Source organism: uncultured Algibacter sp. (genome assembly GCF_947490405.1).
Classification (GTDB): Bacteria; Bacteroidota; Bacteroidia; order Flavobacteriales; family Flavobacteriaceae; genus Algibacter_B.
Genome location: NZ_CANLGU010000003.1, coordinates 320,931 through 346,744 on the forward strand (window position 1 = coordinate 320,931; position 25,814 = coordinate 346,744).

Below are 25,814 nucleotides of genomic sequence, written 5' to 3' on the forward strand. Positions count from 1 at the left end.
CGTATAAATTTTACATTTTATCGATAAAATAACAAGTTTAAATCAATTTTTGTAAGAATTTTTCCTCTGAAATCAAAGCTATACCTAAAGTTTCTGCCTTAGTTTTTTTACTTGGCCCCATTTTGTCACCAGCAACGATATAGGACGTTTTTGATGAAATAGAGCTACTCACTTTTCCCCCGTTATTCTCTATTAACTTTTTTAATTCATTCCTAGAAACTTGATAAAATACACCAGAAACAACCACAATATCGCCTTTAAGTTTATCGGTTTGCCCACTTAACTGTTCCTCAGACATTTGCAATTGCACACCAAACCCCTTCAATCTGTTTATTATATCAATGTTTTCTTGTGTTTCAAAAAATCTGGTAACACTTTCTGCTATTTTTACTCCTATCTCATCTACATTAACTAACTCTTCTTGTGAAGCTCCAATAATAGCATCAATACTCTTATAATGTTTAGCTAACTTTTTAGCTACTGTTTCTCCTACATATCTAATACCAAGGGCATAAAGCACACGCTCAAAAGGAATGTTTTTAGACTCTGAAATACCATTTATCAAATTATCAGCACTTTTTTCTGCCATACGTTCCAATGGAATAACTTGATCTTTAGTTAATTGAAATAAATCCGAATAATTATTAATCAAGCCTTCATTTACCAAAAGCGCAACCGTTTCACCACCTAAACCATCTATATCCATGGCTTTCCTCGATATAAAATGCTGAATCCTACCTATTATTTGAGGATTACATCCATTATAATTAGGGCAATAATGCTGTGCTTCACCTTCTTTTCTTATAAGTTCTGTATCGCATTCAGGACAATTTGTAATATACTTAGTTGGTTCAGAGTCCGCTTTACGTTTACTCAAATCTACCCCTAAAACTTTAGGGATAATTTCACCACCTTTTTCGACATATACGGTATCCCCTTCTCTAATATCTAATTTCTCAATTTGATCTGCATTATGTAAGGATGCACGTTTAACCGTTGTTCCTGCTAATTCAACAGGCTCTAGATTTGCTACTGGTGTTATAGCCCCCGTTCTACCAACTTGATAAGTAATAGTGTTTAAACGCGTAGACACTTGTTCTGCCTTAAACTTATAAGCCATAGCCCACCGAGGTGCTTTTGCTGTGTAACCTAACTCTTCTTGCTGCTGGAGATTATTCACTTTCACAACCACACCATCGGTTTCATAAGGTAAATCATGGCGGTGCGAATCCCAATAGTTTACAAATTCTAGAACTTCGTCAATTGAATTAGCCAATTTAGCAGCTTTAGGAACTTTAAACCCCCAATCTCTTGCTTTTTGCAAGCTTTCAAATTGGGTGCTAATTCCTAAATTATTGCTTGTTAAGTTATAAAGTAAACATTCAAGAGGGCGTTTAGCTACTTCTGCACTATCCTGTAGTTTTAGACTACCTGACGCTGTGTTTCTGGGATTTCTATAAGGCTCCTCCCCCAATACAACACGCTCTTCATTCATTTTAATAAATCCTTCAAACGGTAAAATAATTTCTCCGCGAATATCAAATTTAGATGGGTAATCTCCTTTTAACTGTAATGGCACCGATTTAATGGTTTTTACATTAGCTGTTACATTATCACCTTGAAAACCATCTCCCCTGGTAACGGCCTTAACTAGTTTACCATGCTCATAAGTTAAACTTATAGATGCCCCATCATATTTTAACTCGCAAGTATATTGTACCTCACCATCAACTAGCTTCTTTATACGTTTTTCCCAATCTTCCAAATCCTCTCTAGAATAAGAATTATCTAAAGAATACATGCGATGTTCATGTACAACCGTTTCAAAATTCCTTGTTACCTCACCACCTACACGCTGGGTTGGAGAATTTGCATCAAAAAATTCTGGATGTTTAGCTTCAAGACTTTGAAGTTCTTTTAATTTTAAATCAAAATCATAATCAGAAATAGTGGCATTGTCAAGCACATAGTAATTATGATTGTGCAATCTTAATTCCTTGCGGAGATCTTCAATTTGTTGTTCAATAGTATTCATAATACTTTAACTCCTTTTATCATTCTATCTTTCTTAAAAATATCTTGTTTTAATTCGATACTTTTAAAATGGTTTTTATTCAATAAATTAATCATATTTCCTCCTAAAAACTCATTAATTTCAAAAAACAAAACTCCTTTATTCGCTAAGTTCTGGTTAGCAAATTGTGCTATAGCATTGTAAAAAAGTAGTGGATTTTCATCTTTTACAAATAAAGCCAAATGCGGTTCATTATCTAAAACATTAGGTCTCATTTTTTCTTTTTCCTTTTCTCTAACATACGGTGGGTTTGAAACTATAATATCAAATTCTAAATCTCTAATCCTTTTTGTTTCTAAAACATCTAATTCTAAAAACTCAATATCTACAGCATTCAATTCTGCATTACCTTTCGCTACTTTCAAAGCCTCTTTACTTACATCTAAAGCATAAACCTTAACATTTCTCAAGTTTTTTGCTAATGAAATAGCAATACAACCACTTCCTGTTCCAATATCTAAAATACGCAGTGGTTTTTTTTTAGTATTGAATTCTGAAATAACCCAACTTACTAATTCCTCTGTTTCTGGTCTTGGAATTAAAACATGTTCATTTACTTTAAATTCTAAACCATAAAACTCCGTTTCACCAATTATATATTGAATTGGCTTTTGTCGTTTCAATAATTCTAAGGCCTCTATTATTTTTTTAGAGTTAGATATAACTAAATCCGTATCCATTGCTAATTGGATTCTAGCAATTTCATAATAATGCGCTATTAGCATAAAAAAAAAGCTATCTACTTCTTCTTTTTCATAAAAAGCATCTAATTGCTCATGAAATGTATTCTGTAATTCTTTTATCTTCATAAATCCTTAATCATCCATAACCCACAAGAATAGTGCCCTGTGTTACCCAATGCATTGGGTAAGTATTTAAAGCCATAGCTTTCATAAATATGAATGGCTGCTTTGAGCTGTGAGGCCGATTCTAAATAACATTTTTTGTAGCCCAAAACTTTTGCTGCTTGAAGGCATTTTTCAAATAAGACTTTGCCATAACCTTGCCCTCTTACTGTTGGTGAAAAATACATTTTTTGAATTTCGCATACTTTGTCTTCAATATCTTTTAAAGGTTTTATACCTCCACCACCTAAAATTTCACCATTACATTCTATAACATAATAAACATCATTATCATTTTGATAAGATTCGTACATTCTTGGAGTCTCAGCATCAGAATAAGCAGTTCCTTCTAAAGGTATTTTAAATTCATGGAAACAAGCACGAATAACCTCCTCTAATTCCTTGTTGTCTTGAGGCAGAATTTCTCGAATAACTATAGTATCTTTACTCACTTTAATTGGTACTTTTAAGATAGTGAAGATACATTAAATCGAAAAAAAACATCATGCGTAAACTTATAATCTTATCAACAATTTGTTTCGTTTTTTTAAGCTGTTCTGTTAATGAAAAACCTCAATTTATAGGTATTGAAAACATCAAAGTTCTAGAATCTACTTCAAAACAAGTAACGTTTACAGCTGATGCTTTTTTTATAAACCCTAATGATATTGGAGGTGAACTTCAAACTGACGAAATAAAAGTATTTGTTAACGACAATGAAATGGCTTCAGTCTCAACCGAAAGTTTTAAAGTTCCCGCAAAAAAAGAGTTTTCCATTCCTTTAAAAACCATTGTCCCAACAGATAGTTTGTTTAGCAACAAAAGCATTGGCGGATTAATAGGCAGTTTATTTAGCAAGAAAGTTAAAGTGCAATACAAAGGAGATATCAAATATAAAGTTTTAGGATTCTCATACACCTATGAGATCGATAAAACCGAAGATGTGAAAATTAAATTTTAGTATTGAAATCTCACGAAGTTTACATATCACGATGCATAGAAATTGCTAAAAATGGCTTAGGCAACACGCGTCCAAACCCAATGGTTGGCGCTGTAATTGTTTCCAATAACAAAATAATTGGTGAAGGTTATACGAGTGCTTACGGAGGATCTCATGCTGAAGTTAACGCCATTAATTCAGTTGGAAACAAATCATTGCTTAAAGAAGCAACATTATACGTAACACTTGAACCTTGCTCGCACTTCGGAAAAACACCACCCTGCAGCGACCTTATCATTAAACACAAAATCCCAAATGTTGTTATTGGTTGCATTGATGATAATATAAAAGTAGCCGGCCAAGGCATCAAAAAGCTTAAGAATGCAGGTTGCAAGGTTATTGTTGGTGTTTTAAAACATGAATGTAAAACTCATCATAAACGCTTTTTCACCTTTCACAATAAAAAACGTCCATATATTATTTTAAAATGGGCTGAAACACCTGATGGCTTTATTGCTCCTAAAACCAAACAAGAGCAAAAACCAATATGGATTACCAATAGTTATTCAAGACAATTAGTACACAAGTGGCGTTCTGAAGAACAAGCAATTTTAGTGGGTACAAATACAGTTTTAGAGGACAATCCGAGTTTAACTACTAGAACCTGGACTGGAGAAAACCCCATAAGAGTTGTGATTGATGAAAACGAAAAACTACCAAAAACCTTAAATGTTTTTAATAACGAAACAGAAACTATTTTAGTTTCAAATAAGATAATAGATTTTTCAAAAAATGTGGTACAACAAATTTGCGATTTACTTTTTAAAAAAAATATAAACTCTATTATTATAGAAGGCGGAGCAAAAACACTTCAAACTTTTATCGATACAAATCTTTGGGATGAAGCTCGAGTTTTTATTGGGCCATCTAAATTCATAAATGGCATAAAAGCTCCAAAATTAAGAGGGAAATTAATTTCAGAAGAAAAAATAGATACTGACAATCTTAAAATTTACGTGAATGATTAAAACCATTATTTTCGATTTTGGTAATGTTTTTATTAATCTAGATATAGAGGGTGCACATAAAAGCGCTTTAAAAAGTTTGAAAATTGATGGTTTTTCAGATGAATTACTCGAAGTTTTTGAGAGTTTTGAAAAAGGGCTTATTGGAACAAACAGTTTTGCAAAATTAGTTACAGATAAATATCCACATATTTCAAAAAGTGAGTTTATAGACATGTGGAATTTCATGTTGAAAGATTTTCCAAAATATCGCTTAGATTTTTTAGTAAACCTGAAACAATCATCAAAATACAAATTAATTTTACTAAGTAATACCAATGATATACATATTAATTACATAAAAGAAAATGTTTCTTTCTATGAAACTTTTAAAAACTGTTTCGATGAATTCTACCTGTCTCATGAAATTCATTTAATAAAACCTAACAATAATATTTTTGAGTTTGTGTTGAATAACAACAATCTTAAACCCGAAGAGTGTCTTTTTGTTGATGATAATGCAGATAATATAAATACAGCAAATAAAATAAACATCAATACTTGGCACATTGACCCCAAAACAGAAGATGTAATCAACCTCTTCAAAACCAAAACGGATTTATTCTAATTCATTGTTAGAAAAAGACACATATAAAACTATTGCTAAAGTTTCTGAGCCTGTTTTATTTAAAGATAAAAACAGTAAATTTTTTGGTTATGCCTTTCCAGTAAGCAATGAAACCGAAATAAAATCTAGACTAAAAGAAGTTAAAAAAGAACACCACTCTGCAAGACATTGGTGTTATGCATATCAAATAGGAACAGAATCTATATTGTATAGAACTAATGATGACGGGGAACCAAGTAATTCTGCTGGTAAGCCTATTTATGGACAAATTCAATCTTTTGAGGTTACTAATGTTTTAATTATTGTAGTAAGATATTTTGGCGGTGTAAAATTAGGTGTTGGTGGATTAATTAATGCTTATAGATCTACAGCTCAATTAGCTCTAGATGCATCGTCAATTATTGAAAAAACTATAAACATAGAGTATCTTATAATTTTTGATTATGAGCATATGAATACGGTTATGCGTATAATTAAAGAGAAATCACTTGATATTATTAATCAGAAATTAGGACTCGATTGTCAGATAACTATTTCGGTAAGAAAAAATAACTCCAATTTTGTATTTGAAACCTTTAGTAAACTACATAAAATTAATATCAAGAAGCTCTGATCAACCTTCAATTAAGTCAAGAAGATATTGTGGTGCTCTCGTAGGCCTATTGGTTTTCATATCTATAAAAACCAAAACTGTTTCTGCAGTTGTCAAAATTTCGCCTTTTTCATTAGTAATTTCGTACTCAAATTCAATCTTAGCAGTTGGGGTTCTTTTTAGTTGAGTTTTTACATTAATTACATCGTCATAACCTGCTGATTTTTTATAGTTTATATTAAGAGAAACAACAGGTAACATAATACCATTCTCTTCCATTGATTTGTATGAAACTCCAAGTTTTCTCAACCACTCAATTCGCCCCATTTCAAGATATAGTGCATAATTACCGTGATACACAACTCCCATTTGGTCGGTTTCACCGTATCTCACTCTTATTTGTATTTCATCGATTTTCATGAGTTTTATTGAATATTTTTTTGTAGTTTCGGCAAGAGGCCAAACATGAGGAAAAATTTCTTAAAATTCAATAGTAAATCATTTTTTTTTTAAGAATTTTGTTCACATATTTGTTGCTCAATTAAGGGGGAAGACATTTATATGTCTCTTATACATATAACTAACAAAAACCAAAAAATAAGATTAACAAATGGGGATAACTGCGCAATCGGTCTGGAATAATTGTCTCGAATTCATAAAGGATAACATCCAACCGCAAGCATATAAAACTTGGTTTGAACCAATTAAAGCAGTTAAACTAACAGATAATGCATTGAGCGTTCAAGTTCCTAGTAAGTTCTTTTATGAATGGCTTGAAGAGCATTATGTTAAAATCTTAAAAGTTGCCCTTACCAAAGAATTGGGTGAAACTGCCAAACTTGTTTACATAATTAAAATGGAAAACACGTATGGCAACAAACAACCTTTTACTGAAAAAATTCCGAGTTCTAATAGAGGTGCACTCAAATCTCAAGATGTTGACGTCCCTTTAAACAATAAAAGCCCAGAGTTACGTAATCCATTTGTAATACCAGGGATTAGAAACGTAAAGATTGAATCGCAATTAAATCCTAATTATAGTTTTGAAAATTTCTTAGAAGGAGATTCTAATCGCTTAGCTCGAAGCGCAGGATTAGCTGTTGCTAACAAACCCGGAGGCACATCCTTTAATCCATTATTAATATTTGGTGGTGTTGGATTAGGGAAAACACATTTAGCTCACGCTATAGGTGTTGATATTAAAGATAAGTATCCTGAAAAAACAGTTTTATACATTTCTGCTGAGAAGTTCACACAACAATACATTGATGCCGTAAAAAAGAATAACAGAAATGATTTTATTCATTTTTATCAAATTATTGATGTCCTTATTATAGATGATGTACAATTTCTTTCAGGAAAAAGTGGAACACAAGATGTATTCTTCCATATTTTCAATCACCTACATCAAAATGGAAAGCAAGTTATTTTAACTAGTGACAAGGCTCCTGTTGATATGCAGGATATTGAACAACGTTTATTATCAAGATTTAAGTGGGGTTTATCTGCTGAATTACAGAATCCTGATTTTGAAACGCGCGTATCTATACTTAAAAACAAATTGTATCGAGATGGTGTTGAAATGCCTGATGATATAGTTGAGTATGTTGCCAAAAACATAAAAACAAACGTAAGAGAACTTGAAGGTGCAATTATTTCCTTAATTGCTCAATCATCTTTCAATAAAAAAGAAATCACCCTTGATTTAGCAAGAATTATTGTAGAGAAATTTGTTAAGAATACTAAACGTGAGGTTTCTATTGATTATATCCAAAAAGTAGTTTCAGATTACTTCCAAATGGATATCGATACATTACAATCAAAAACAAGAAAGCGTCATATTGTTCAGGCTCGTCAATTAGCTATGTTTTTTGCAAAAAAATTCACTAAAGCATCTCTTGCTAGTATTGGCTCTCAGATTGGAAAGCGTGATCATGCCACTGTTCTACATGCATGTAAAACGGTTGACAATCTATCTTCAACAGATAAACAATTTAGAAAATACGTTGAAGATATTACCAAAAAACTTTCTGTTTAAATAATTTCATGATGACAAAGATTTTGATGGTTTGCTTAGGAAACATTTGTCGTTCTCCTCTAGCAGAAGGCATCTTAAAATCAAAACTTTCAAAAAACTTTATTGTAGACTCTGCAGGAACCGCAAGCTACCATATTGAAAGTTCCCCAGATAAACGTTCTATTGCTGTTGCCAAAAAACACGGACTAGATATATCTAATTTAAGAGGTCGTCAATTTGAAGTTTCAGATTTTGATGGTTTTGATCTAATTTATGTTATGGATGAATCCAATTTTCAAAATGTTGTTAAACTAGCTAGAACCCCTGAAGATACTGGCAAGGTGAAAATGATTTTAAATGAAGTACACCCAAATAAAAACTACGAAGTACCAGATCCCTACTATGGAGGAGACCATGGTTTTGAAAATGTCTACCAAATGCTTGATGAGGCTTGTGAAATTATAGCCCAACAACTACAATAAATGAACACACAAAAAGGCAAATTATACCTTATACCAAATACTTTAGGAGACAATGAACCTCTTGAGGTTTTACCTATTACCGTTAAAGAAACCATCAACAAGATTGATACTTTTATTGTTGAAAACGACAAAGCTGCTAGACGTTTTATAAAAAGAATATGTCCAGAAAAATCTCAACCATCACTTCATTTATTTCATTTAAATAAATTCACAAATGTAGCCGATTTACCCACTTTTTTAAACCCTTGTTTACAAGGAATTGATGTTGGTCTTCTGTCTGATGCGGGATGTCCAGGAGTAGCTGATCCTGGTGCGGATATTGTAAAAATTGCTCATGAGAAAAGCATTAAGGTTATTCCGCTAGTTGGACCATCCTCAATATTGATGGCTATTATGAGTTCTGGAATGAATGGTCAAAGCTTTGCTTTTAATGGTTATTTACCCATTGATAAAGGTGAACGAAAAAGCGAAATTAAACGTTTAGAGCGTCTATCTTTTGAGCATAATCAATCGCAACTATTTATTGAAACACCCTACAGGAATAATAAAATGCTTGACGATTTATCGTCAATTTTAGAAAACAATACCCATGTTTGTGTAGCTTGTGATATAACTTTAAAAAGTGAGTTTATAAAAACGCTAACAGCCAACCAATGGAAAAAAAATAAGGTAGACCTCCATAAGAGACCTACCATATTTATAATTCATAAAAACTAAAGTATTTAAATAGCTTTAGCCTTTTTATCTGCTTTTACAAAAGAGGTATCATATCCTGAAAAACGCTTCATGTAATAATACACTGTAGTTCCATAACCATCAGCAAAATTATGTAAGCCATAACTTCTTAAATATTTCTTTACACTTCCTGGTCCTGCTAAATGCGCTGCAGCTAATATTCCAGATTCTGTAATAATAATTCCATTAATACGCTTACCTACAAAGTTCTTAATATCACGTCTTAAAATCCATTTGTTACGAGCTGCATTTGCAATAAATGCCTTTTCTTGTAATCTTGGGCTGTTTAAAAACTTTACAGGATTTTTAATCCCAATAAGCTTAAGTGTTTCTGCTCCAAATTGGTATTTACCAAGGTAACCGTAAGTGTTTACAGAAGAATAATCACCTCCAGACTCTTTAAATGCTAATGCTTCTTTAAAGCCAACAAAGGATTTTCCTAAATACGGTGAGAATTCATTTTTAGCATCGTTAGTCACCAAAGCATTATCTAAATCAATAACATCTTTACTAACAGTGTAATTTAAGTCTAAGCCTTCAGTTGAATACTTACTTAAATCAATCGCTTCATCTGTTTGAAACGATACATACAATAGTGCTAATATTGTAAGCGTCAGGGTAATGTAACTTGCAATATTTTTTACCATAATTTTAAATTTTTTCAGCTTATTTTTAATTTAAAATATGCCTTGAAATTTGAGCGTGCAAAATTAGTCTTTTTTTTAATAACTTCAAAATTAATCGTTTAATGTCTGTTTTTAGTTGTACAATAGATGAAATACTGTTCCATTTTTGTTGAATTCTATAGTTGGAAGTGGTATTTTCACCATGTTCAAAACGTCAAAAATAGACCTCAATAACTTTGAGTTTGTCCTAATTCTATCCAAATTTAAATCAAAACTTAAATAGTACTGCCTATATCGTTGATTAGTTGTTAACAGGGAATTGTCAATATCTTTTGTACCCGAGAGCATGCCGTCTCCCCCATAGCCAAAAGCCACATTAAGCCATTTTGGGAGCTTACTTTCTTTAAAAAAAGAATGTAAATTAACACTTAGCCAATAGGTTTGCCCGTTGTAATCTTTCAAAATTTGCTCTAAATACGTTTCTCCAAGTTTATCTGGACGTGCTTTTGAATATTTAGTATGATGAAATGAATACTTTATGGCAATTCTTTGCTCATTCCACAATAATTCTTGCCCAATATAAAGTCCTGTGCCCGCACCATTTGCCAAAATATCACCCCAGGAAAACCCCCACTCATTAGAGTAACCATCAAGAACCTCTACCGCTGTTAAAAAGGTAAAACCTAAAGTAGCGCCATACATCAACTGATGCTTCTTACTTACACCACTCCAGTTTAAAAGTTGTGCACCATGCTTTCCTAATTGATAGGATGTAAAGGCATGACCTAATTTATCTATTTGTAACCACTCATTATTATCATTTATGGTGTGAAATTTTGAGCGGTCAAAATCTGAATACCAAAGTTGGTTTAAACCAACAAGCGTGATAGTACCTATAGTGGCTTCCGAAATAACAACAGTATTTCGCCTTGGTTTATTGAGTGTGTCACTTGGTGTTAAAAAGGAATCTAACTTAGATTGAGAAAATGTAATAACTGGCAATAAAACAAATAGAATACTATGTTTTAGTATAGAATGACGCACTATTTATTTATCCCTTGTGATGATAAGTAACGCTGATATTCTCGAGCATTAACAGTATGTTGCGCTAAAGTTTTAGCAAATTTATGGTACCCAAAACGTTTTGCATCTGCTGCAAAATATAAGTATTTATGCTTCTCATGATTTAAAACCGCATTAATAGCCGAAATATCTGGCATTGCAATTAAACCTGGTGGCAAACCTCTTCTCTTATATGTATTGTAAGGTGATTCTATCTCTTTATGCACATTTAAAACACGCTTTATAACTGTGTTTTTATACTTTGGTAATTTATATGCGGCGAATTTTAAAGTAGGATCTGCTTGAAGTGGCATCCCAATTCTTAGTCTATTCATATAAACTCCAGCAATTCTAGGTTGCTCTGAAGCCGCTTTTGATTCTTCGTAAACAATAGATGCTAGAGCTATTACTTGGTCTGGAGACAAACCAATGTTATTGGCTTTTTTAATTTTTTCATCTGTCCAAAAGCGTTTATACTCTTTGAGCATACGTTTTCTAAAAGACTCCGCAGAGGTATTCCAGAAAAACTCATAACTATTAGGTAAATACATTCCCAGAGCTGTTTCTGCTTTAAAACCGTTTTCTGTTAAAAAAGAAACATCTTTCATAGCATTAATAAGCGATGTGCTATCTGCTTCAATTTGGTTAGCTACACGACCTGCAAGTTTCTCAAGGGTTTCTTGATTATTAAAAGCCACAGTAATTGGAAGATTTTTACTTCTGATGGAATTGATAATATCATTATTAGTCATTCCTTTTTTTATTTCAAAACGACCTGCTTTAATGTTAGTTGTGTATTTTTTTTGTGCAGCTAAATCATCAAAAGAATCAATATCTTCCAACAAAGGTTCCAATTGCTCTCGAACTTCTTGATAGGTCGCATCTGTTGGCACAAATATATAAGCTGATTCATTATTAAAAGCGGTATTAGGCTTTAACATCGCTTTGTAGACAAAATTTGCAAAAAATGCTGCTACAATAAGACCAATAATGAGTATTACTAATAGTATTTTTTTTATATAGTTCATCTATTTATTAATAAGTTGAAATAAATATTCGTTTTTGTAAGAACCATTAACGTAGTTCCAATCGTTTTTTAACCCTATCTGCTCAAAACCTTTATTTTTAAACAACTGGATACTGGCATCGTTTTCTTCAGAAATATTACAATATAACTGATGCAAATCTAAATGATTAAAAGCATAATTGATTAACAAACCAAGTGCTTCTTTTCCGTAACCTTTTAATCTATCATTGGGTTCTTTAACTAAGATACCTACTCCTGCCCTTTTATTTTTAAAATCAAAATCAAACAAATCAATCATACCTAAAGCAGCGTCTTGATAATTTGAAATAACTAATCGTAATTGTTTCACTTCAAAAATATCTTTGTGCGCATGTTCTAAATATTGTTTGATTAGAAATTTAGAATATGGTGTTTGGGTATTACTAATTTCCCAAATGGTTTCATCATTTTCAATGGTATGGATAAACTCTAAATCTTCAGGCTCTAAAGCACGTAAATAAATATTATCGCCTTTTAGAGTTATCATATCGTGCCTTTAAAAACAAAAGTTGCTAGACCGATAAGCCATACATTGGTATAGGTATTATTATCTGCATCGAAACAAACTTCTAACTTTCCGCCCTCAACATTTAAAGTAACGTGATTTTTTTCGGTTTCACCAATATAATGCATTGCTATTGCAACAGCTGTAACACCTGTACCACAAGATAAGGTTTCGTCTTCCACCCCACGCTCGTAAGTCCTTACTTTAAAAGCATCATCAGATTGCTTTTTTACAAAATTCACGTTGCTTCCAGCTTCATTATATGGTGCACCATATCGAATTTCCGCACCTTTGGATTTTATATTGAAATCTTCTATTTTATTTTCAAATTGCACATGATGCGGAGAACCTGTATTTAAGAATACGTGAGTTTTATGGTTTTCTACAGTGTTAACATCCAACATTTGTAATTTAACAATATCACCATTAACTTCGGCATGGTGTAAACCATCAATGGCTTCAAAAACTGCTTGATCTTTTATGACACCGAGTTGTTTTGCAAAAGCAACCAAACAACGCCCACCGTTACCACACATAGAACTTTCATTACCATCTGCATTATAATATACCATCTTGAAATCATACTCAGGATGGTTTTCCAGCAGAATTAAACCATCTGCCCCTATGCCAAAACGTCTGTCACATAAAAACTTAACGCGTTTGGTATCATTTTTGTCGAATGTTTGTTGACGATTATCAATCATCACAAAATCGTTTCCAGTTCCTTGGTATTTGTAAAAAGTTTGCTGCATAATATGTGACAAAGATAAAGAAGTGTTTTTAATTTTTTTATGATTTTAATTGAGTTATTGCCAGTAATAAAAAAGCTTATTTAATACCTTAATTTTGAATGGGAGTTGCGTTAGGGATTGTAATGGAAATCCTTTTTTGAGACTATCGAAACCAAAATATTTTTTGGTTGAAGATACCGAAGCGAAGCTTTAAAAAAGATTGTATTGGAAAGCCCGACCCTTGTGGTAACGCCAAAATAAGATAGAGTGAATGGATTGTTAAATAGTCGTTAAAGTTGTATTTGCAATTCAATATTTAATTAATTTTAATCGTTAATAAATAAAACTTAAACGCACATTATGAAGAAGATTTTAACATTAGTATTGGTTTCGGCTTTAGGTGGTATTTTTACATTAGGAGCCTACAAATTTTTTTTAGAAAAAGAACAACCAGTTGTTGTAGCAGAACAGATTAAACCTGCTTTTTTGCCTACAAGTAACGTAAACGCGTTTTTAAATAATGAAGACGCACCAGATTTTACCTTGGCTGCAGAAAACACAGTAAATGCTGTAGTACACGTAAAAAATGTTACGCTTAGCTCTGGGCAATTTACATTACAAGATTTGTTTTCTGGAAGAAACTCGCAACGTGCTCAACTGGGAACAGGATCTGGAGTTATTATTAATGCAGACGGGTATATTATTACAAATAACCATGTTATAAATAACGCTCATGAACTTTCTGTAACCCTAAATAATAACAAAACCTACGTTGCAGAATTAATTGGAGCAGATGAAAAAACAGATATTGCTCTTTTAAAAATTGAAGCAGATGAGGATTTACCATATGTAACGTTTGCTGATTCTGACAATGCTAAAATTGGCGAATGGGTTTTAGCTGTTGGCAACCCTTTTAATTTAACATCTACCGTTACTGCTGGTATCATTAGTGCTAAATCGAGAGATTTGTCTGGAACTAGCAGACAATCCTTTATACAAACTGATGCCGCTGTAAACCCAGGTAATTCTGGTGGTGCACTTGTAAACACAGAAGGGCAATTGGTAGGTATTAATACAGCTATTTCTTCGCAAACAGGCTCTTATGTAGGGTACTCATTTGCCGTACCTAGCAACATTGCTAGAAAAGTTATTGAAGATATTATGGAATATGGTAATGTACAAAACGGTATTCTGGGTATTCAAGGTGGTGCTTTAAATAGCATTATGGCTGAAAAAATAGGTGTTTCGGATACCGAGGGTGTTTATATTGATAGCGTTATTGAAGATTCTGGAGCAGAAAAAGCTGGAGTACTAAAAGGAGATATTATTAAAGAAATTGATAATATCAAAATCTCTAAATTCTCTGATTTAACTGGTCATTTAAATACAAAACGTCCTGATGATGTTGTAAACTTAAGAGTGTTAAGAGATGGAGAAAGCAGAACAATTCCTGTTACTTTAGCCAGAAATGAGACCTTTACAATGCCTTTGGTTGGTAGAGTTAAAAATGCAAAATCCTCTGACCTAAAAAGATTCAAAGCGAGTCATGGAGTTAAAATTACAGAATTGAATTCCCAATATGCCGACTATTGGCAGAAAAATGGTATTGAAGAGGGTTGCATTATAACCTCTGTAAATGATGTTAAAATCACATCTGTTGATGATATACAAAATGCTCTAAAAAAATCTAATTCTGAGGCTTTAAGAATAGAACTTATTAATACCAACGGAGAAAAAGAGCGCTATAATTTTAGATAAAATTGTTCGTTTACCGAATTAATTAACCCTTCAAATATATAAATTTTTGAAGGGTTATTTTTTTATTAAAATAGCTTACGAAAACGTTTGAAATATGGTACTTTTGCCAAAATTGATCAAATCAAACTAAACTATTTAAGCTATGAGTTCTAACAAAACTTATGAAAAAGAATTAGCATTTCAAGCAGACCGAAGAAAAGCTACCGTTGAATTTATTAAAACAGTCAGTGATTTGTGGTATGACAAGTCTATTGAGTTAGTTTTATTCCGTAATCAACTTATTGATAGAAATGTAAGTCAAATTTTAAATCTGCATGAATATGCAGGTCAATTTGTACAAAAACCCATTTCAATTTTTGATTCCGTAGAAATTGCTCAGGCTATTAAAAGTTTAAACGTGCCTCCTGCAAAATTAGATATTGGCAAATTAACTTACGAGTATCATTTAGATGATAACAAACATAACAACGCCAAAGCATTTGTAGCTTCAAAACTTAAAGATGCTAGTAAAAACGGAAATATAGAGCCTAAGGATGTTGTGCTTTATGGTTTTGGTAGAATTGGACGATTAGTGGCTAGAGAGCTTATGGTAAGAACGGGAAAAGGTAGCCAACTACGATTAAGAGCTATAGTAACTCGAGGAGCAATCGATGCTCAAATACTAGAAAAAAGAGCATCGTTACTACGTAATGATTCTGTACATGGCGATTTCCCAGGTACAGTTTCTATTGACGAAGCCAATAATGCTTTAATAATTAACGGTACAACCGTAAAAATTATCTCTGCAAACTCACCAGAAGAGATAGATTATACAAAATTCAACATCAATAACGCTTTGGTTATTGATAATACAGGTGCTTTCAGAGATAAAGCAGCACTTAGTAAACACCTAAAATCTAAAGGCGTAGATAAAGTATTACTAACTGCACCAGGAAAAGGGGTTCCAAACATTGTTTACGGTGTTAATCATAAAGAAAATGATCCGGATAAAGTGAATATTTTTTCGGCAGCATCTTGTACAACTAATGCTATTAGTCCTGTTTTAAAGGCCGTAGAAGATTCTTTTGGAGTTAAAAGTGGCCATTTAGAAACCATTCATGCTTATACTAACGACCAAAATTTGGTTGATAATTTTCATAAAAAATACCGTCGCGGAAGAGCTGCAGGTTTAAACATGGTAATTACAGAAACTGGTGCAGGAAGTGCCGTGGCAAAGGCATTACCAAGTTTAGAAGGTAAATTAACATCAAACGCTATTAGAGTACCAGTCCCTAATGGTTCGTTGGCTATCCTTAACTTAGAATTAGAAAACAAAACATCACTTAATGGCGTAAATACCATTTTAAAGAAATATGCTTTAGAAGGTGATTTAGTTGAACAAATAAAGTACGAATTAAGTGATGAGCTTGTTTCTAGCGATATTGTGGGTAGTTCAGCACCATCTATTTATGATAGTAAAGCCACTATAGTTAGAAAAGACGGTAAAAATGTATTGCTATATATTTGGTATGATAACGAGTATGGCTATAGCCATCAAGTTATACGTTTAGCAAAATACATCGCTAAAGTTAGACGCTACACATACTATTAAAATAAATATGATATAAAATTTTAGGGCGTTACCCCGCTTATTGCGGGGTCGGGCTTTACGTTACAAGTCCTCGCTCGTACCTCGCTGTGGGCTTTCCTCTTCAATCCCTAACGCGGGTATAACTGCCAACAATATACACCATAACAAAACTCATAGTTTCTTTGCTGTAGCCTCGGCAACGTAAAGAGAAAATCCAATTTCATATTTGAATCGTATATACATTAGCCTCATTTTTATGAGGCTTTTTAATAATTTATAATCAATTAATTCACAATATTTTATAAATTCGCATACCAAATACAACCAATAAATCCATTTTAAAAATGAATCCTATCAAATCTTTACTTTTAATAGTATTTACATGTTTAATAAGCTTAACCTCATTTTCTCAAGTAAAACAAGACGATGACAAATTATCCTTATACAATGGCACTATCGATAATCAGTTTGAGTATATTTTAAGAAAATCTGGCAACTTTAAAGGCACAAACGGTCAAGCTTATGAAGCAGTAAAACGCAGTATGTTTTTAGCCTTAAGAGCACATACTTTAGATTCTTTAAAAACGGTTCATAAAAACCTAGCAGAAACTCAAGCTGTAGTTAAAACACAAGCCAAAGAAATCGCTAATTTAAAAACAAACCTTTCTAGCACACAAACCAATTTAGATAAAACCAACGAAGAAAAAAATAACATGGCATTATTTGGCATGCAAATGAGCAAAACCAATTACAATGTGCTTATGTGGGCTATTATTGGAGGGTTATTAGCATTATTAATTTTATTTATATATAAGTTCAAAAGTAGTAATGCCATAACTCGAGAAGCAAAACACAACTTAGCTGAAATTGAAGAAGAGTTTGAAGAGCACCGCAGAACAGCTCTAGAGCGTGAGCAAAAAGTTAGACGTCAACTGCAAGATGAAATAAACAAACAAAAGAAAGGTTAATTACACCACATAAAATTATAATTAAAAAGGTTGAATTTTAAAATTCAACCTTTTTTTGTTTTAAAATAGCGGTGTATTTATTTATTAAATATTTAAAAAAAGTTTGCATTCTTATGCAAACTTTTCGAGTTAAGTGAGGAGAGCAGGATTAAATACCCTAATTCCCCAATCCTGAAAACTACGTTTTGAAAATAGAAAAACCTACAAAATAAAAAAGCAAGCTTTATATTTTGCTTGCTTTTTCTATTTATCCGTGGGGAGAGCAGGATTCGAACCTGCGAAGACATAGTCAGCAGATTTACAGTCTGCCCTCGTTGGCCGCTTGAGTATCTCCCCAAAACTGAGCGCAAATATATTATTGTTTCTTAATTCTGCAAAAGGAAAAATAATTTTTTGTTACATCTAGCTATAAAACAAATTCAGGAGCATCAAATCATAATTCATAACGTACTCTAAATGAAACAAATCGAGGTTGAATAAATGTTTCCAAATTACGAACAGATAAATTACTAGCACTGTTTCTTATTCTAGAATCTATATCTAATAAGTTAGTTGCCTTAATTTCATATTCCCATTTAGAGTCTTCATCTTTTCTATAAGCCAATGATGCATCCCAAGTTTCAAAAGATTGTGATGGATTTACTCCATCATCCTGATTACTATACGTGTAATCTGTTCTAAAAGTTAATGATTTCCAGATATAGGCATCAAAATTTATTGATGGCGCATTAGTAACAAATTTTGTTGAATTAGTACCTTGGTTATTATCTGAAACACTGTAACGGTATCTAAATCTCACATTAGGTGCTTCTCTAAAATTTGTTCTTAACTCTGGGATATAACTCTGTGTAAAACGCTCATTTAAAGATTGCCTGCCTTGAATAAACTGATTGATTTTACTATAATTAAAACTTGTTGTTAATGATGCTCTTAACTTACCAAAAGTACGTTGTATACGTCCGTTAGCAGAAACACTTTCATCTGCAAAATTAGAATTGAAAAATGAGCTCGTTCTAATAACATTATCAAAATTAGTTAAGCCCCGTATTTGGTCTATATTTTTATTATAAGATAAACGCGCAAACACATTAGTATAATTAAACAGATTAAAACTTCTGTAAAATAAACTCACATTATGTGACAATGCATTTTGCAATTCTGGCTCACCATATTGTATACTATTAAAGTTATTAAATACCAAACCTTCTGCTAAACGTGTAACATCTGTAAATTGATTCCTCATACTGTAACGCAATGTTAAACTTTCACTCTTTTTGAATTGAATACGGGTTTCAAAATCTGGCAAAAACCTAAAGAAATTATCTTCATAAGTTTCTCCAAACTGACTGTTTTTATTGCCGTAGGCATGTAATGAAAACCCAGGAGTAAATGTAAATTTACCAGCTTTAAGTGTGTAGTGCACACCTAAATACAAGTCCGTAAAGTTATATTCGGTATCATTTGTAGCACTTAACAAATCCCCATCATCGTTGGGAATAGTTGGTGTTGGTTCAAACTGAGTACCATCCTCTAAAAAATGAAAGATATTAGAATTAAATTCTTGCTTGCTTAAAATGGTACCAAGTGTGAAATTGATATTACTTTTATCATTAAGAATATTATAATAATCCAATTTAGCATCCACTTGATTAGATTTTATACGTCGGTTTTGTCCTAAATCATAATTATCAAGAGACGTAATAAATCCAATAGATTCGGCAGTCCTATCAAAAGCATCTCTATCAATGTCATCTCCATTAGTATCAGGGTTGTTTTCTAAAAGAGCGTTATAAAAAGGGTCCTCATTCTTTATTAAATGTTGTATTTCAAAAGCAAAAATATTAGTCTCGTTTAGCGTGTAATAATAGTTTAGGTTTTGATTAATACTAAAAGGTGTTACTTCATCTAACTGATTGGTGTTTAAAACAATCGACGAAAAAAGGTTTTGGGTTTGTACATCTTTAGAAAAGCGTCCTAAAACATCATAATCCATTTGATTATTAACATTAGGTTTATAGGAAGCACTCAGTTTTAAAAGCCCTTGGTTAGAACGTTCTTTACTTTTCTGAGTAATTTCTTCATCAGGAATACCTGAATCGGTGTATTGGATAAAACTTTCTTCTCTTGATAGGATTCTACTACTGTTATAAATAGCAAATCCACTAATATCTAAAGCACTGTTTGGTGAGTAACTAAAATTGGATGCAGCAAGTTTGTTTTCAATCTCTAACGCATTATTTTGAGTTGTTAAAAAACTTAAACTGTTGTCTCCAAGATTTATAGACGTACCACTACTCCTGCTTGGAGCTCTAAAACCACCTCCAAAACCTCTTATATCTCGTCGTGTTAAAGCTAACTCCCCTGTATTATTTAAATCGCCAATAAAGTTTAAACTAAACTTAGGACTGTAATAAAATAGTTTTGGCTGCACTAAATACAATTCATTATCAGGAGAACTGCCCGCACCTGCTGTAACATTACCAAACCAAAAGTTTTCTTTACCTTCTTTAAGCTTAATATTTAAAGCTACATTATCTTGATTATTAGTTACACTCCTTAATTGCCCAACTTCAGAATAATTTCGTAAAACCTGTACTTTATCAACAGCATTAGATGGTATATTTTTAATACCTAATTTGGTATCACCATCAAAAAAATCTTTACCATTAACCATAAGCTTATTAACTACTTTTCCCTCTACTTCAACTTGACCATCATCATTAATTTCAACACCAGGAAGCTTCTCTAAAACATCTTCCAACTTACGTTCCGAGCCATTTTTAAAAGAATCAGCATTATAAATTAAAGTATCGCCTTTAACCGTTACAGGCATTTCATAAGTTAGCTCTACAGCATCTAGAGCATTGTCGGCAGTAAGTACAATATCTTTAGTTATATCAGTAGTTTTTGTTGTTACTGTTTCTGTGAAGGTTTTCATTCCAATATAACTTACTTGAATGCTATAAGTAGAATTTTTAGATAAGCTAAGTTTGTAAAAACCTTTTTGATCTGTTATACCATAAGATTGTAAGGTTTTAGATTCCTGATTAATGGCTATAACATTTGCTAGTTCTAATGGAGATCCAATGCTATCTTTTACAATACCTTGCATTTTTACTTGCGTAAATGAAAGATGCGTTACTAAAAGTAACATCGTTATAATTAGTTTTTTTATCATGATTTTTTGATTGATTAGCGCATGAAATGTTTCGAAGTCTAATTTCGCCTTCCTCCCGGTCTGCCACCTCCTCGCCTTCGACTATCTCTAAATTCCTGCATTTTTTTTGTGATGATTTCGTTATACTCCATTTTAGTAACTTGTTCACCTTTTTCTGGAGCTTCAATTTTAGTTTTTTCTTCTGGGTTTATAATAATTTTTGAACAAAGCATGGTTGTGTTGCCTGCACTAACTTCTAATATTAAACCAGGCAATCCCCAATATTCAGAAGGCCCATGACTAACAGGGATTTGTGGCGAATACCAAGCAACAACTTCAATCATCTTAACGTTATCTTCTTCGTTTTCAACTGCGTCTTTGATCTTCAAAGAATCTGGCTTCTTTTCGTTTTCTTCTCGTCGTCTTGGTGGAAATTCAACATCTGTAGATTCTTTTTTAGCTGTTGCCTTAAAACATAAATACTGTCCTATTTGTTTAGTTTCAGTACCCATTACCCAGTCTAATGGTTTAAGTGCTTCTTTAATTAAAAATTGTTTTCCGAAGAACTCTTGATCTTGCAAAAACAAATGCTCCTTGATATTTTTGTACTGTGGACCTGCAGAAAAGCTACTTCCAAACATACTTGGCCCTCTACCATTACCTGGCATAGCTAATTTCTCATCTTCTTTATAAATAGACGCTTCTTTGTTGAACGTTAAAATGTATGTTTTCTCGAACATAGATTTCAAACGTTCAGCCATTTGTTTTTTCTGTTGTTCATTCAATTGTCTTCCTCTACCAAAGCGGCTCATATCCATCGTTGTTTTCGAAAAATAATAAGCTTTGCCCTGAAAATCTTGAGCACTTGAAGAAAAAGAAATAAAAAAAATAAAAAGAAAAACCGTTAATTTTAAAGGTAATGTTTTCATAGAGGTGTGAAATTACATGTATCTTAGACCAAGATACCACCTTTAGGTTTAAAACTGAGACGTTAATATTTCGTTAAAAAAACAACTTGTTTTTATTACTATTAAGGGCGTCTTCTTCCACGATTATCTCTAAACTCTTTCATTTTTTCCATTACAATAGATTGATATTCCTTTTTGGTAACCACTTCACCTTTATCAGAAGCCTCTAGTTTAGTTTTTTCTTTCGGATTCAAAATGACTTTAGAACATAATATAGTTGTATTTCCTACGCTAACTTCTAAAATTAAACCTGGCAACCCCCAATACTCTAAAGGTCCCTGACTTATAGGAATTTGTGGCGAGTACCATGCTACTATCTGTGTCATTGGAATCTCTTCTATATCAGTTTCTTCAGTTTTTTCGGAGCTCTCATTTTTTTCTTGATTTCTTAATTTATCCCAAGAAAATGACCACCAATTCAATTCAGAATCTGGTATTACTGTCACCGCTTTAAAGCAGGTATAATTCCCTATCATTTTAGTCTCATCCCCCATCACCCAGTCTAATTTTTGTAATGCATCTTTTATTAAAAACTTCTTACCATAAAACTCTTGTTCTTGCATCAATAGATTATCTTTTACATTTTTGTATTGTGGTCCCGGAGTGAAATTCTGACCCCACGAGTCTGTTGCTCCAGACATAGCATCTAATTTTTCATCCTCTTTAAAATAAGATTCTTCTTTGTTAAAAGTCAAAATATAAGTCTTCTCTAATCTATTTTTTAAGCGTTCCTGAACTTGTTTTTTTTGTTGAGCACTAAGTTTAGCTCCCCATTTACCCAATTCCATAGTTGACTTTGAATAATAATAAGCTTTTCCTTGAAAATCTTGAGATTTTACAGAAAATGACACTAATACCAATAAGGACAAAACAATAATTTTAATACTCCAACTTTCCATAATAGTCTATTTTGTTTAACAAATATATAAATTTATTAAACACCATTATTTGATAGCTCTTAGAATACCAAATATATACTATCCTCCAATCCTTATCATTAATCGCTCTCCATTGTTATCCCGTCCGCTTTTAGATTTGAATTGTTGCATCATTTCTTGAGATTTTTTTTCTCGAATGTCATCAAATTCCTTTTGATTAACTTCTTTTCCTTTACTGGGTTCAACAATCTTTACTTCCTCTTCGGGGTTCAAAACAATCTTGGTACATACTAAAGTTAAGTCGCCATCATTCATTTCTAAAATCAAACCGGGTAATCCAAAATATTCTGCTGGACCATTATTAATGGGTATTTGTGGTGTATACCAAACAGTCGTTGTTCTAGGTTTGGTAACCTTTTCAATTACTCCCATTTCTGTTAAAGTTTCAGTGGTATATTCATCTTTAAAAACTGCTTTAAAACAAGTGTAATTCCCAATGTTTTTAGTTTCGTTTACGAGTTCCCATTTTCTATTAGTCAATGTGTCCTTTATTAGAAATACCTTTCCATAAATTTCAGATTTATTTAAAAATCTGCCTTCTTTTATATTCTTATATAAAATATCTGATGCCTGTGATACTTTAATTTTAATTCCAGATTGAAAAGGATTAGGAGCCGCTAACTTTTCTTCTTTTTTGTAAATAGATTCATGCTTGTTAAATGTAAGTGTATACTCTTGCTGAAACTGTTTTCTCAATTGTTCTTGAATTTGCTTCTGCTTTTCATCACTCATCTCCTTATTACCCATTTTTAAATTTACTTTTCGGTGCGATTTGTAGGTGGCAACCCCTTGGAAATTTTGTGCTATTACGCTTGTAGTAAATAGCAATAACAAGAAATAGACATAGTTGTTTTTCATAATTGTTCGTTTTTTGATTAATGAAGTACAAATATGTAGTAGAATTTCTGTATTTAAAGTTAACTAGTGTTAACGTGTGTTAACCGATTGGTTTTATTGATTTTTAACATTTACTTTTGGATTAATGAACGAGCAAAAATACAGATGGCTACTCTATATAATTGTTACTACTATTATTCTAACCATAGTAGTACAAGGTTATTGGAATTATAAAAATTATCTACTAAATAAGCAGAATTTTATAAATCAAGTACAGGTAAGTTTAGATAATGCTTTAGATACTTATTATGCTGAACTTGCAGAATCTAATAACTTAACTTTAATTGAAACAGACACCCTGTCTATATTGAACCAAGGGAAGCTAAAATTAAACACAGATTCAATTCTAAATAGTATAACCAAGGAACATAAAGTTTTAAGTGGCAAAGGTATTTCTGGCTTCACACAACTGAAAGGCAATGATAGTGGTTTTACATTTCGTAAAGGAAAAAACCATATTTCTCAAGTACGTGTTATAAAAGGTACAAAAGCTGCAGATAGTATTAAACTCCTTAAAGGTATCACTTCTATATTTATCTCTATAAAGAACGACACCTTAGATTTTGCAAAGCTAAACCCTTTAATAAAAAGTGAGTTTAACAGAAAGAAATTAGAATTTGAGTATGTTTTAAAACATTATAAGCACGATAGTTTATTTAATATATTTAATGCAGAAAAGGAAAAACCAAACTTCTTAAAAGCTCGGTCTAAATCAACATTTTTAAAACAAAATGAAGTTTTAGAAATAGCCTATCCAAATGCTACAAGTATTATTTTAAAACAAAGTTTTGGTAGTATCATAATTTCTATATTATTAGTAGTCTCTATTATTAGCGCTTTATTCTATTTACTTAAGGTTATAAAAAACCAGAAACAGTTAGCTGAAATTAAAAATGATTTAATTAGTAATATTACACATGAGTTTAAAACGCCCATTGCTACTATTGGTGTGGCTCTAGAAAGTATTAATAGTTTTAACGCCATTAATGATAAAGAAAAAACGAAAAAGTATGTTGATATGTCATCTAATCAGCTTTCAAAGTTAAATCTTATGGTTGAAAAACTATTGGAAACCGCTACTTTGGATAGTGAATCCTTAGAATTTCATAAAGAATCTTTAGATCTCGTTGCGCTTCTTGATAATTTAATAACTCGATATAAAACTCATAACCCAGATAAATTATTCAAATCTCATATTAATGTAAAAATGTTGAATATTAGTGCTGATAAATTTCACTTTGAAAATGCGCTAAACAATATTTTAGATAACGCGATTAAATATGGAGGAGACGAAATTTCTATTGCACTCAATAATAATTCTAAGTACATAGAAATCTCCATTTCAGATAATGGCAATACTTTAAGAGCAGAAAACAAACAACGTATTTTCGAAAAGTTTTATAGAATTCCAAAAGGAAACACACACGATGTAAAGGGCTATGGTATTGGTTTATACTACACAAAAACTATCATTGACAAGCATGGAGGTAATATTCATTTAGACTTAAAAAACAAACTAACAACATTCAAAATTTCTATACCTCATGCATAAGCCTGTAAAAATTTTATTAGCTGAAGATGAAGCTGCTCTTGGACAAATTATAAAAGAAAGTCTTGAAACTAGGGGTTTTGAAGTTAAACTTTGCGAAAATGGCGAGGTTGCATTAAAAAAATATCAAGTTGAAACACCAGATTTATTAGTTTTAGATGTAATGATGCCAAAAAAAGATGGTTTTACATTAGCCAAAGAAATCCGAAATATTGATGATACCATTCCTATTATATTTTTAACAGCAAAATCGCAAACACAGGATGTTGTAGAAGGGTTTTCTATTGGTGGTAACGACTATCTAAAAAAACCATTTAGCATGGAAGAGTTAATCGTTAGAATCAATAACCTATTGAACCGAAGTAAAAAGCAAAAACATTCAGCTCTCATTGAGATTAGCCAGTATACTTTTAATTTCCCAAAGCAAACGCTTCAGTTTAAAGACGAAGACAAAATTCCATTAACGCATCGTGAATCTCATTTACTGTTTCATCTTGTAAAAAATAAAAATCAGGTCTTAAATCGTTCTTTAATTTTAAATAAACTTTGGGGAAATGATGATTTTTTCAGTGCAAGAAGTATGGATGTATTTATAACCAAGCTTAGAAAAAAGCTAAAGCAAGATTCTAATATTGAAATAATTAATGTTAGAGGCTTTGGCTATAAACTAATTTACTAAAAAGTGGTTTGATTTTTGTACTT

At 32.0% G+C, this 25,814-nt stretch carries 25 protein-coding genes and 1 tRNA gene; 12 read left to right on the forward strand and 14 right to left on the reverse strand.

The genetic code is table 11. The annotated features are described in order from the left end of the window. Positions 1–37: 37 nt before the first annotated feature. The 3 genes from ligA to Q0772_RS09215 are packed head-to-tail and all read right to left on the reverse strand — an operon-like array spanning position 38 to position 3,371. Entirely contained in the window at positions 38–2,035 is a 1,998-nt protein-coding gene (gene ligA / locus Q0772_RS09205) for an NAD-dependent DNA ligase LigA (RefSeq protein WP_298343332.1), read from the reverse strand. After that, positions 2,032–2,883: a peptide chain release factor N(5)-glutamine methyltransferase gene (gene prmC, locus Q0772_RS09210; protein WP_298343335.1), complete on the reverse strand. Its 852-nt coding sequence runs from the start codon at positions 2,881–2,883 to the stop codon at positions 2,032–2,034. Before prmC ends, ligA begins: the two co-directional genes overlap by 4 nt. Then, complete coding sequence (locus Q0772_RS09215) at positions 2,880–3,371, reverse strand: GNAT family N-acetyltransferase (RefSeq protein WP_298343338.1); 492 nt, start codon at positions 3,369–3,371, stop codon at positions 2,880–2,882. The genes prmC and Q0772_RS09215 overlap by 4 nt, the downstream gene beginning before the upstream one ends. A 53-nt stretch (positions 3,372–3,424) precedes the next feature. On the opposite strand from Q0772_RS09215, the gene Q0772_RS09220 reads away from it, so the two are divergent. The 4 genes from Q0772_RS09220 to Q0772_RS09235 are packed head-to-tail and all read left to right on the forward strand — an operon-like array spanning position 3,425 to position 6,104. Next, positions 3,425–3,880: an LEA type 2 family protein gene (locus Q0772_RS09220; protein ID WP_298343341.1), complete on the forward strand. Its 456-nt coding sequence runs from the start codon at positions 3,425–3,427 to the stop codon at positions 3,878–3,880. A 2-nt stretch (positions 3,881–3,882) separates the two neighbouring features. After that, the gene (gene ribD / locus Q0772_RS09225) at positions 3,883–4,887 is read left to right on the forward strand and encodes a bifunctional diaminohydroxyphosphoribosylaminopyrimidine deaminase/5-amino-6-(5-phosphoribosylamino)uracil reductase RibD (protein ID WP_298343344.1); all 1,005 of its coding nucleotides are present in this window, start codon (positions 3,883–3,885) and stop codon (positions 4,885–4,887) included. Continuing rightward, complete coding sequence (locus Q0772_RS09230) at positions 4,880–5,491, forward strand: HAD family phosphatase (RefSeq protein ID WP_298343347.1); 612 nt, start codon at positions 4,880–4,882, stop codon at positions 5,489–5,491. Before ribD ends, Q0772_RS09230 begins: the two co-directional genes overlap by 8 nt. Before the next feature lie 4 nt (positions 5,492–5,495). Continuing rightward, entirely contained in the window at positions 5,496–6,104 is a 609-nt protein-coding gene (locus Q0772_RS09235) for a YigZ family protein (protein ID WP_298343350.1), read from the forward strand. On the opposite strand, the gene Q0772_RS09240 is transcribed toward Q0772_RS09235, so the two are convergent. Further along, positions 6,105–6,503, reverse strand: a complete 399-nt coding sequence (locus Q0772_RS09240; protein ID WP_298343353.1) for a thioesterase family protein — start codon at positions 6,501–6,503, stop codon at positions 6,105–6,107. 190 nt (positions 6,504–6,693) lie between these two features. Between Q0772_RS09240 and dnaA the strand changes: the two genes are divergently transcribed. From dnaA to Q0772_RS09255, 3 genes are read left to right on the forward strand one after another with little or no spacing between them, the layout of a single operon-like run. Continuing rightward, entirely contained in the window at positions 6,694–8,121 is a 1,428-nt protein-coding gene (gene dnaA / locus Q0772_RS09245) for a chromosomal replication initiator protein DnaA (protein WP_298343356.1), read from the forward strand. Positions 8,122–8,132: 11 nt separating this feature from the next. Next, positions 8,133–8,582, forward strand: a complete 450-nt coding sequence (locus Q0772_RS09250) for a low molecular weight protein-tyrosine-phosphatase (protein WP_298343568.1) — start codon at positions 8,133–8,135, stop codon at positions 8,580–8,582. Further along, positions 8,583–9,299: an SAM-dependent methyltransferase gene (locus tag Q0772_RS09255; protein ID WP_298343358.1), complete on the forward strand. Its 717-nt coding sequence runs from the start codon at positions 8,583–8,585 to the stop codon at positions 9,297–9,299. A gap of 5 nt (positions 9,300–9,304) precedes the next feature. On the opposite strand, the gene Q0772_RS09260 is transcribed toward Q0772_RS09255, so the two are convergent. The 5 genes from Q0772_RS09260 to dapF all read right to left on the reverse strand — a co-directional run bounded on the left by Q0772_RS09260 (position 9,305) and on the right by dapF (position 13,328). Beyond that, a complete protein-coding gene (locus tag Q0772_RS09260; RefSeq protein WP_298343363.1) occupies positions 9,305–9,964 on the reverse strand; it encodes a peptidoglycan-binding protein LysM in 660 nt (219 codons plus the stop codon). Positions 9,965–10,075: 111 nt separating this feature from the next. After that, positions 10,076–10,987 (reverse strand): DUF2279 domain-containing protein, encoded by a 912-nt coding sequence (locus Q0772_RS09265; RefSeq protein WP_298343367.1) that lies wholly within the window; start codon positions 10,985–10,987, stop codon positions 10,076–10,078. After that, the gene (mltG, locus tag Q0772_RS09270; RefSeq protein WP_298343370.1) at positions 10,987–12,033 is read right to left on the reverse strand and encodes an endolytic transglycosylase MltG; all 1,047 of its coding nucleotides are present in this window, start codon (positions 12,031–12,033) and stop codon (positions 10,987–10,989) included. Before mltG ends, Q0772_RS09265 begins: the two co-directional genes overlap by 1 nt. Next, positions 12,034–12,558: a GNAT family N-acetyltransferase gene (locus tag Q0772_RS09275; protein WP_298343372.1), complete on the reverse strand. Its 525-nt coding sequence runs from the start codon at positions 12,556–12,558 to the stop codon at positions 12,034–12,036. Further along, the gene (gene dapF / locus Q0772_RS09280) at positions 12,555–13,328 is read right to left on the reverse strand and encodes a diaminopimelate epimerase (protein ID WP_298343375.1); all 774 of its coding nucleotides are present in this window, start codon (positions 13,326–13,328) and stop codon (positions 12,555–12,557) included. Before dapF ends, Q0772_RS09275 begins: the two co-directional genes overlap by 4 nt. Positions 13,329–13,667: 339 nt before the next feature. Between dapF and Q0772_RS09285 the strand changes: the two genes are divergently transcribed. The 3 genes from Q0772_RS09285 to Q0772_RS09295 all read left to right on the forward strand — a co-directional run bounded on the left by Q0772_RS09285 (position 13,668) and on the right by Q0772_RS09295 (position 17,603). After that, a complete protein-coding gene (locus Q0772_RS09285) occupies positions 13,668–15,065 on the forward strand; it encodes a trypsin-like peptidase domain-containing protein (protein ID WP_298343377.1) in 1,398 nt (465 codons plus the stop codon). 142 nt (positions 15,066–15,207) lie between these two features. Further along, positions 15,208–16,656, forward strand: a complete 1,449-nt coding sequence (locus Q0772_RS09290; RefSeq protein WP_298343379.1) for a glyceraldehyde-3-phosphate dehydrogenase — start codon at positions 15,208–15,210, stop codon at positions 16,654–16,656. Positions 16,657–16,979: 323 nt separating this feature from the next. Then, positions 16,980–17,603 carry a tRNA (guanine-N1)-methyltransferase gene (locus tag Q0772_RS09295; RefSeq protein WP_298343382.1) on the forward strand — a complete coding sequence of 208 codons (624 nt, stop codon included), beginning with the start codon at positions 16,980–16,982 and terminating at the stop codon, positions 17,601–17,603. Between the two features lie 254 nt (positions 17,604–17,857). Here the strand turns inward: Q0772_RS09295 and Q0772_RS09300 are convergent. The 5 genes from Q0772_RS09300 to Q0772_RS09320 form a co-directional block, all read right to left on the reverse strand. Beyond that, positions 17,858–17,939, reverse strand: a tRNA-Tyr gene (locus Q0772_RS09300). Between the two features lie 97 nt (positions 17,940–18,036). After that, complete coding sequence (locus Q0772_RS09305; protein WP_298343385.1) at positions 18,037–20,781, reverse strand: TonB-dependent receptor; 2,745 nt, start codon at positions 20,779–20,781, stop codon at positions 18,037–18,039. A gap of 38 nt (positions 20,782–20,819) precedes the next feature. Further along, complete coding sequence (locus Q0772_RS09310; protein ID WP_298343387.1) at positions 20,820–21,689, reverse strand: GLPGLI family protein; 870 nt, start codon at positions 21,687–21,689, stop codon at positions 20,820–20,822. A 101-nt stretch (positions 21,690–21,790) separates the two neighbouring features. Further along, entirely contained in the window at positions 21,791–22,627 is an 837-nt protein-coding gene (locus tag Q0772_RS09315) for a GLPGLI family protein (protein ID WP_298343390.1), read from the reverse strand. Positions 22,628–22,705: 78 nt separating this feature from the next. After that, positions 22,706–23,524 carry a GLPGLI family protein gene (locus Q0772_RS09320; protein WP_298343393.1) on the reverse strand — a complete coding sequence of 273 codons (819 nt, stop codon included), beginning with the start codon at positions 23,522–23,524 and terminating at the stop codon, positions 22,706–22,708. Between the two features lie 124 nt (positions 23,525–23,648). On the opposite strand from Q0772_RS09320, the gene Q0772_RS09325 reads away from it, so the two are divergent. Next, positions 23,649–25,115: a HAMP domain-containing sensor histidine kinase gene (locus Q0772_RS09325; RefSeq protein ID WP_298343394.1), complete on the forward strand. Its 1,467-nt coding sequence runs from the start codon at positions 23,649–23,651 to the stop codon at positions 25,113–25,115. Next, the gene (locus Q0772_RS09330) at positions 25,108–25,791 is read left to right on the forward strand and encodes a response regulator transcription factor (protein ID WP_298343396.1); all 684 of its coding nucleotides are present in this window, start codon (positions 25,108–25,110) and stop codon (positions 25,789–25,791) included. Before Q0772_RS09325 ends, Q0772_RS09330 begins: the two co-directional genes overlap by 8 nt. Positions 25,792–25,814: the final 23 nt, after the last annotated feature.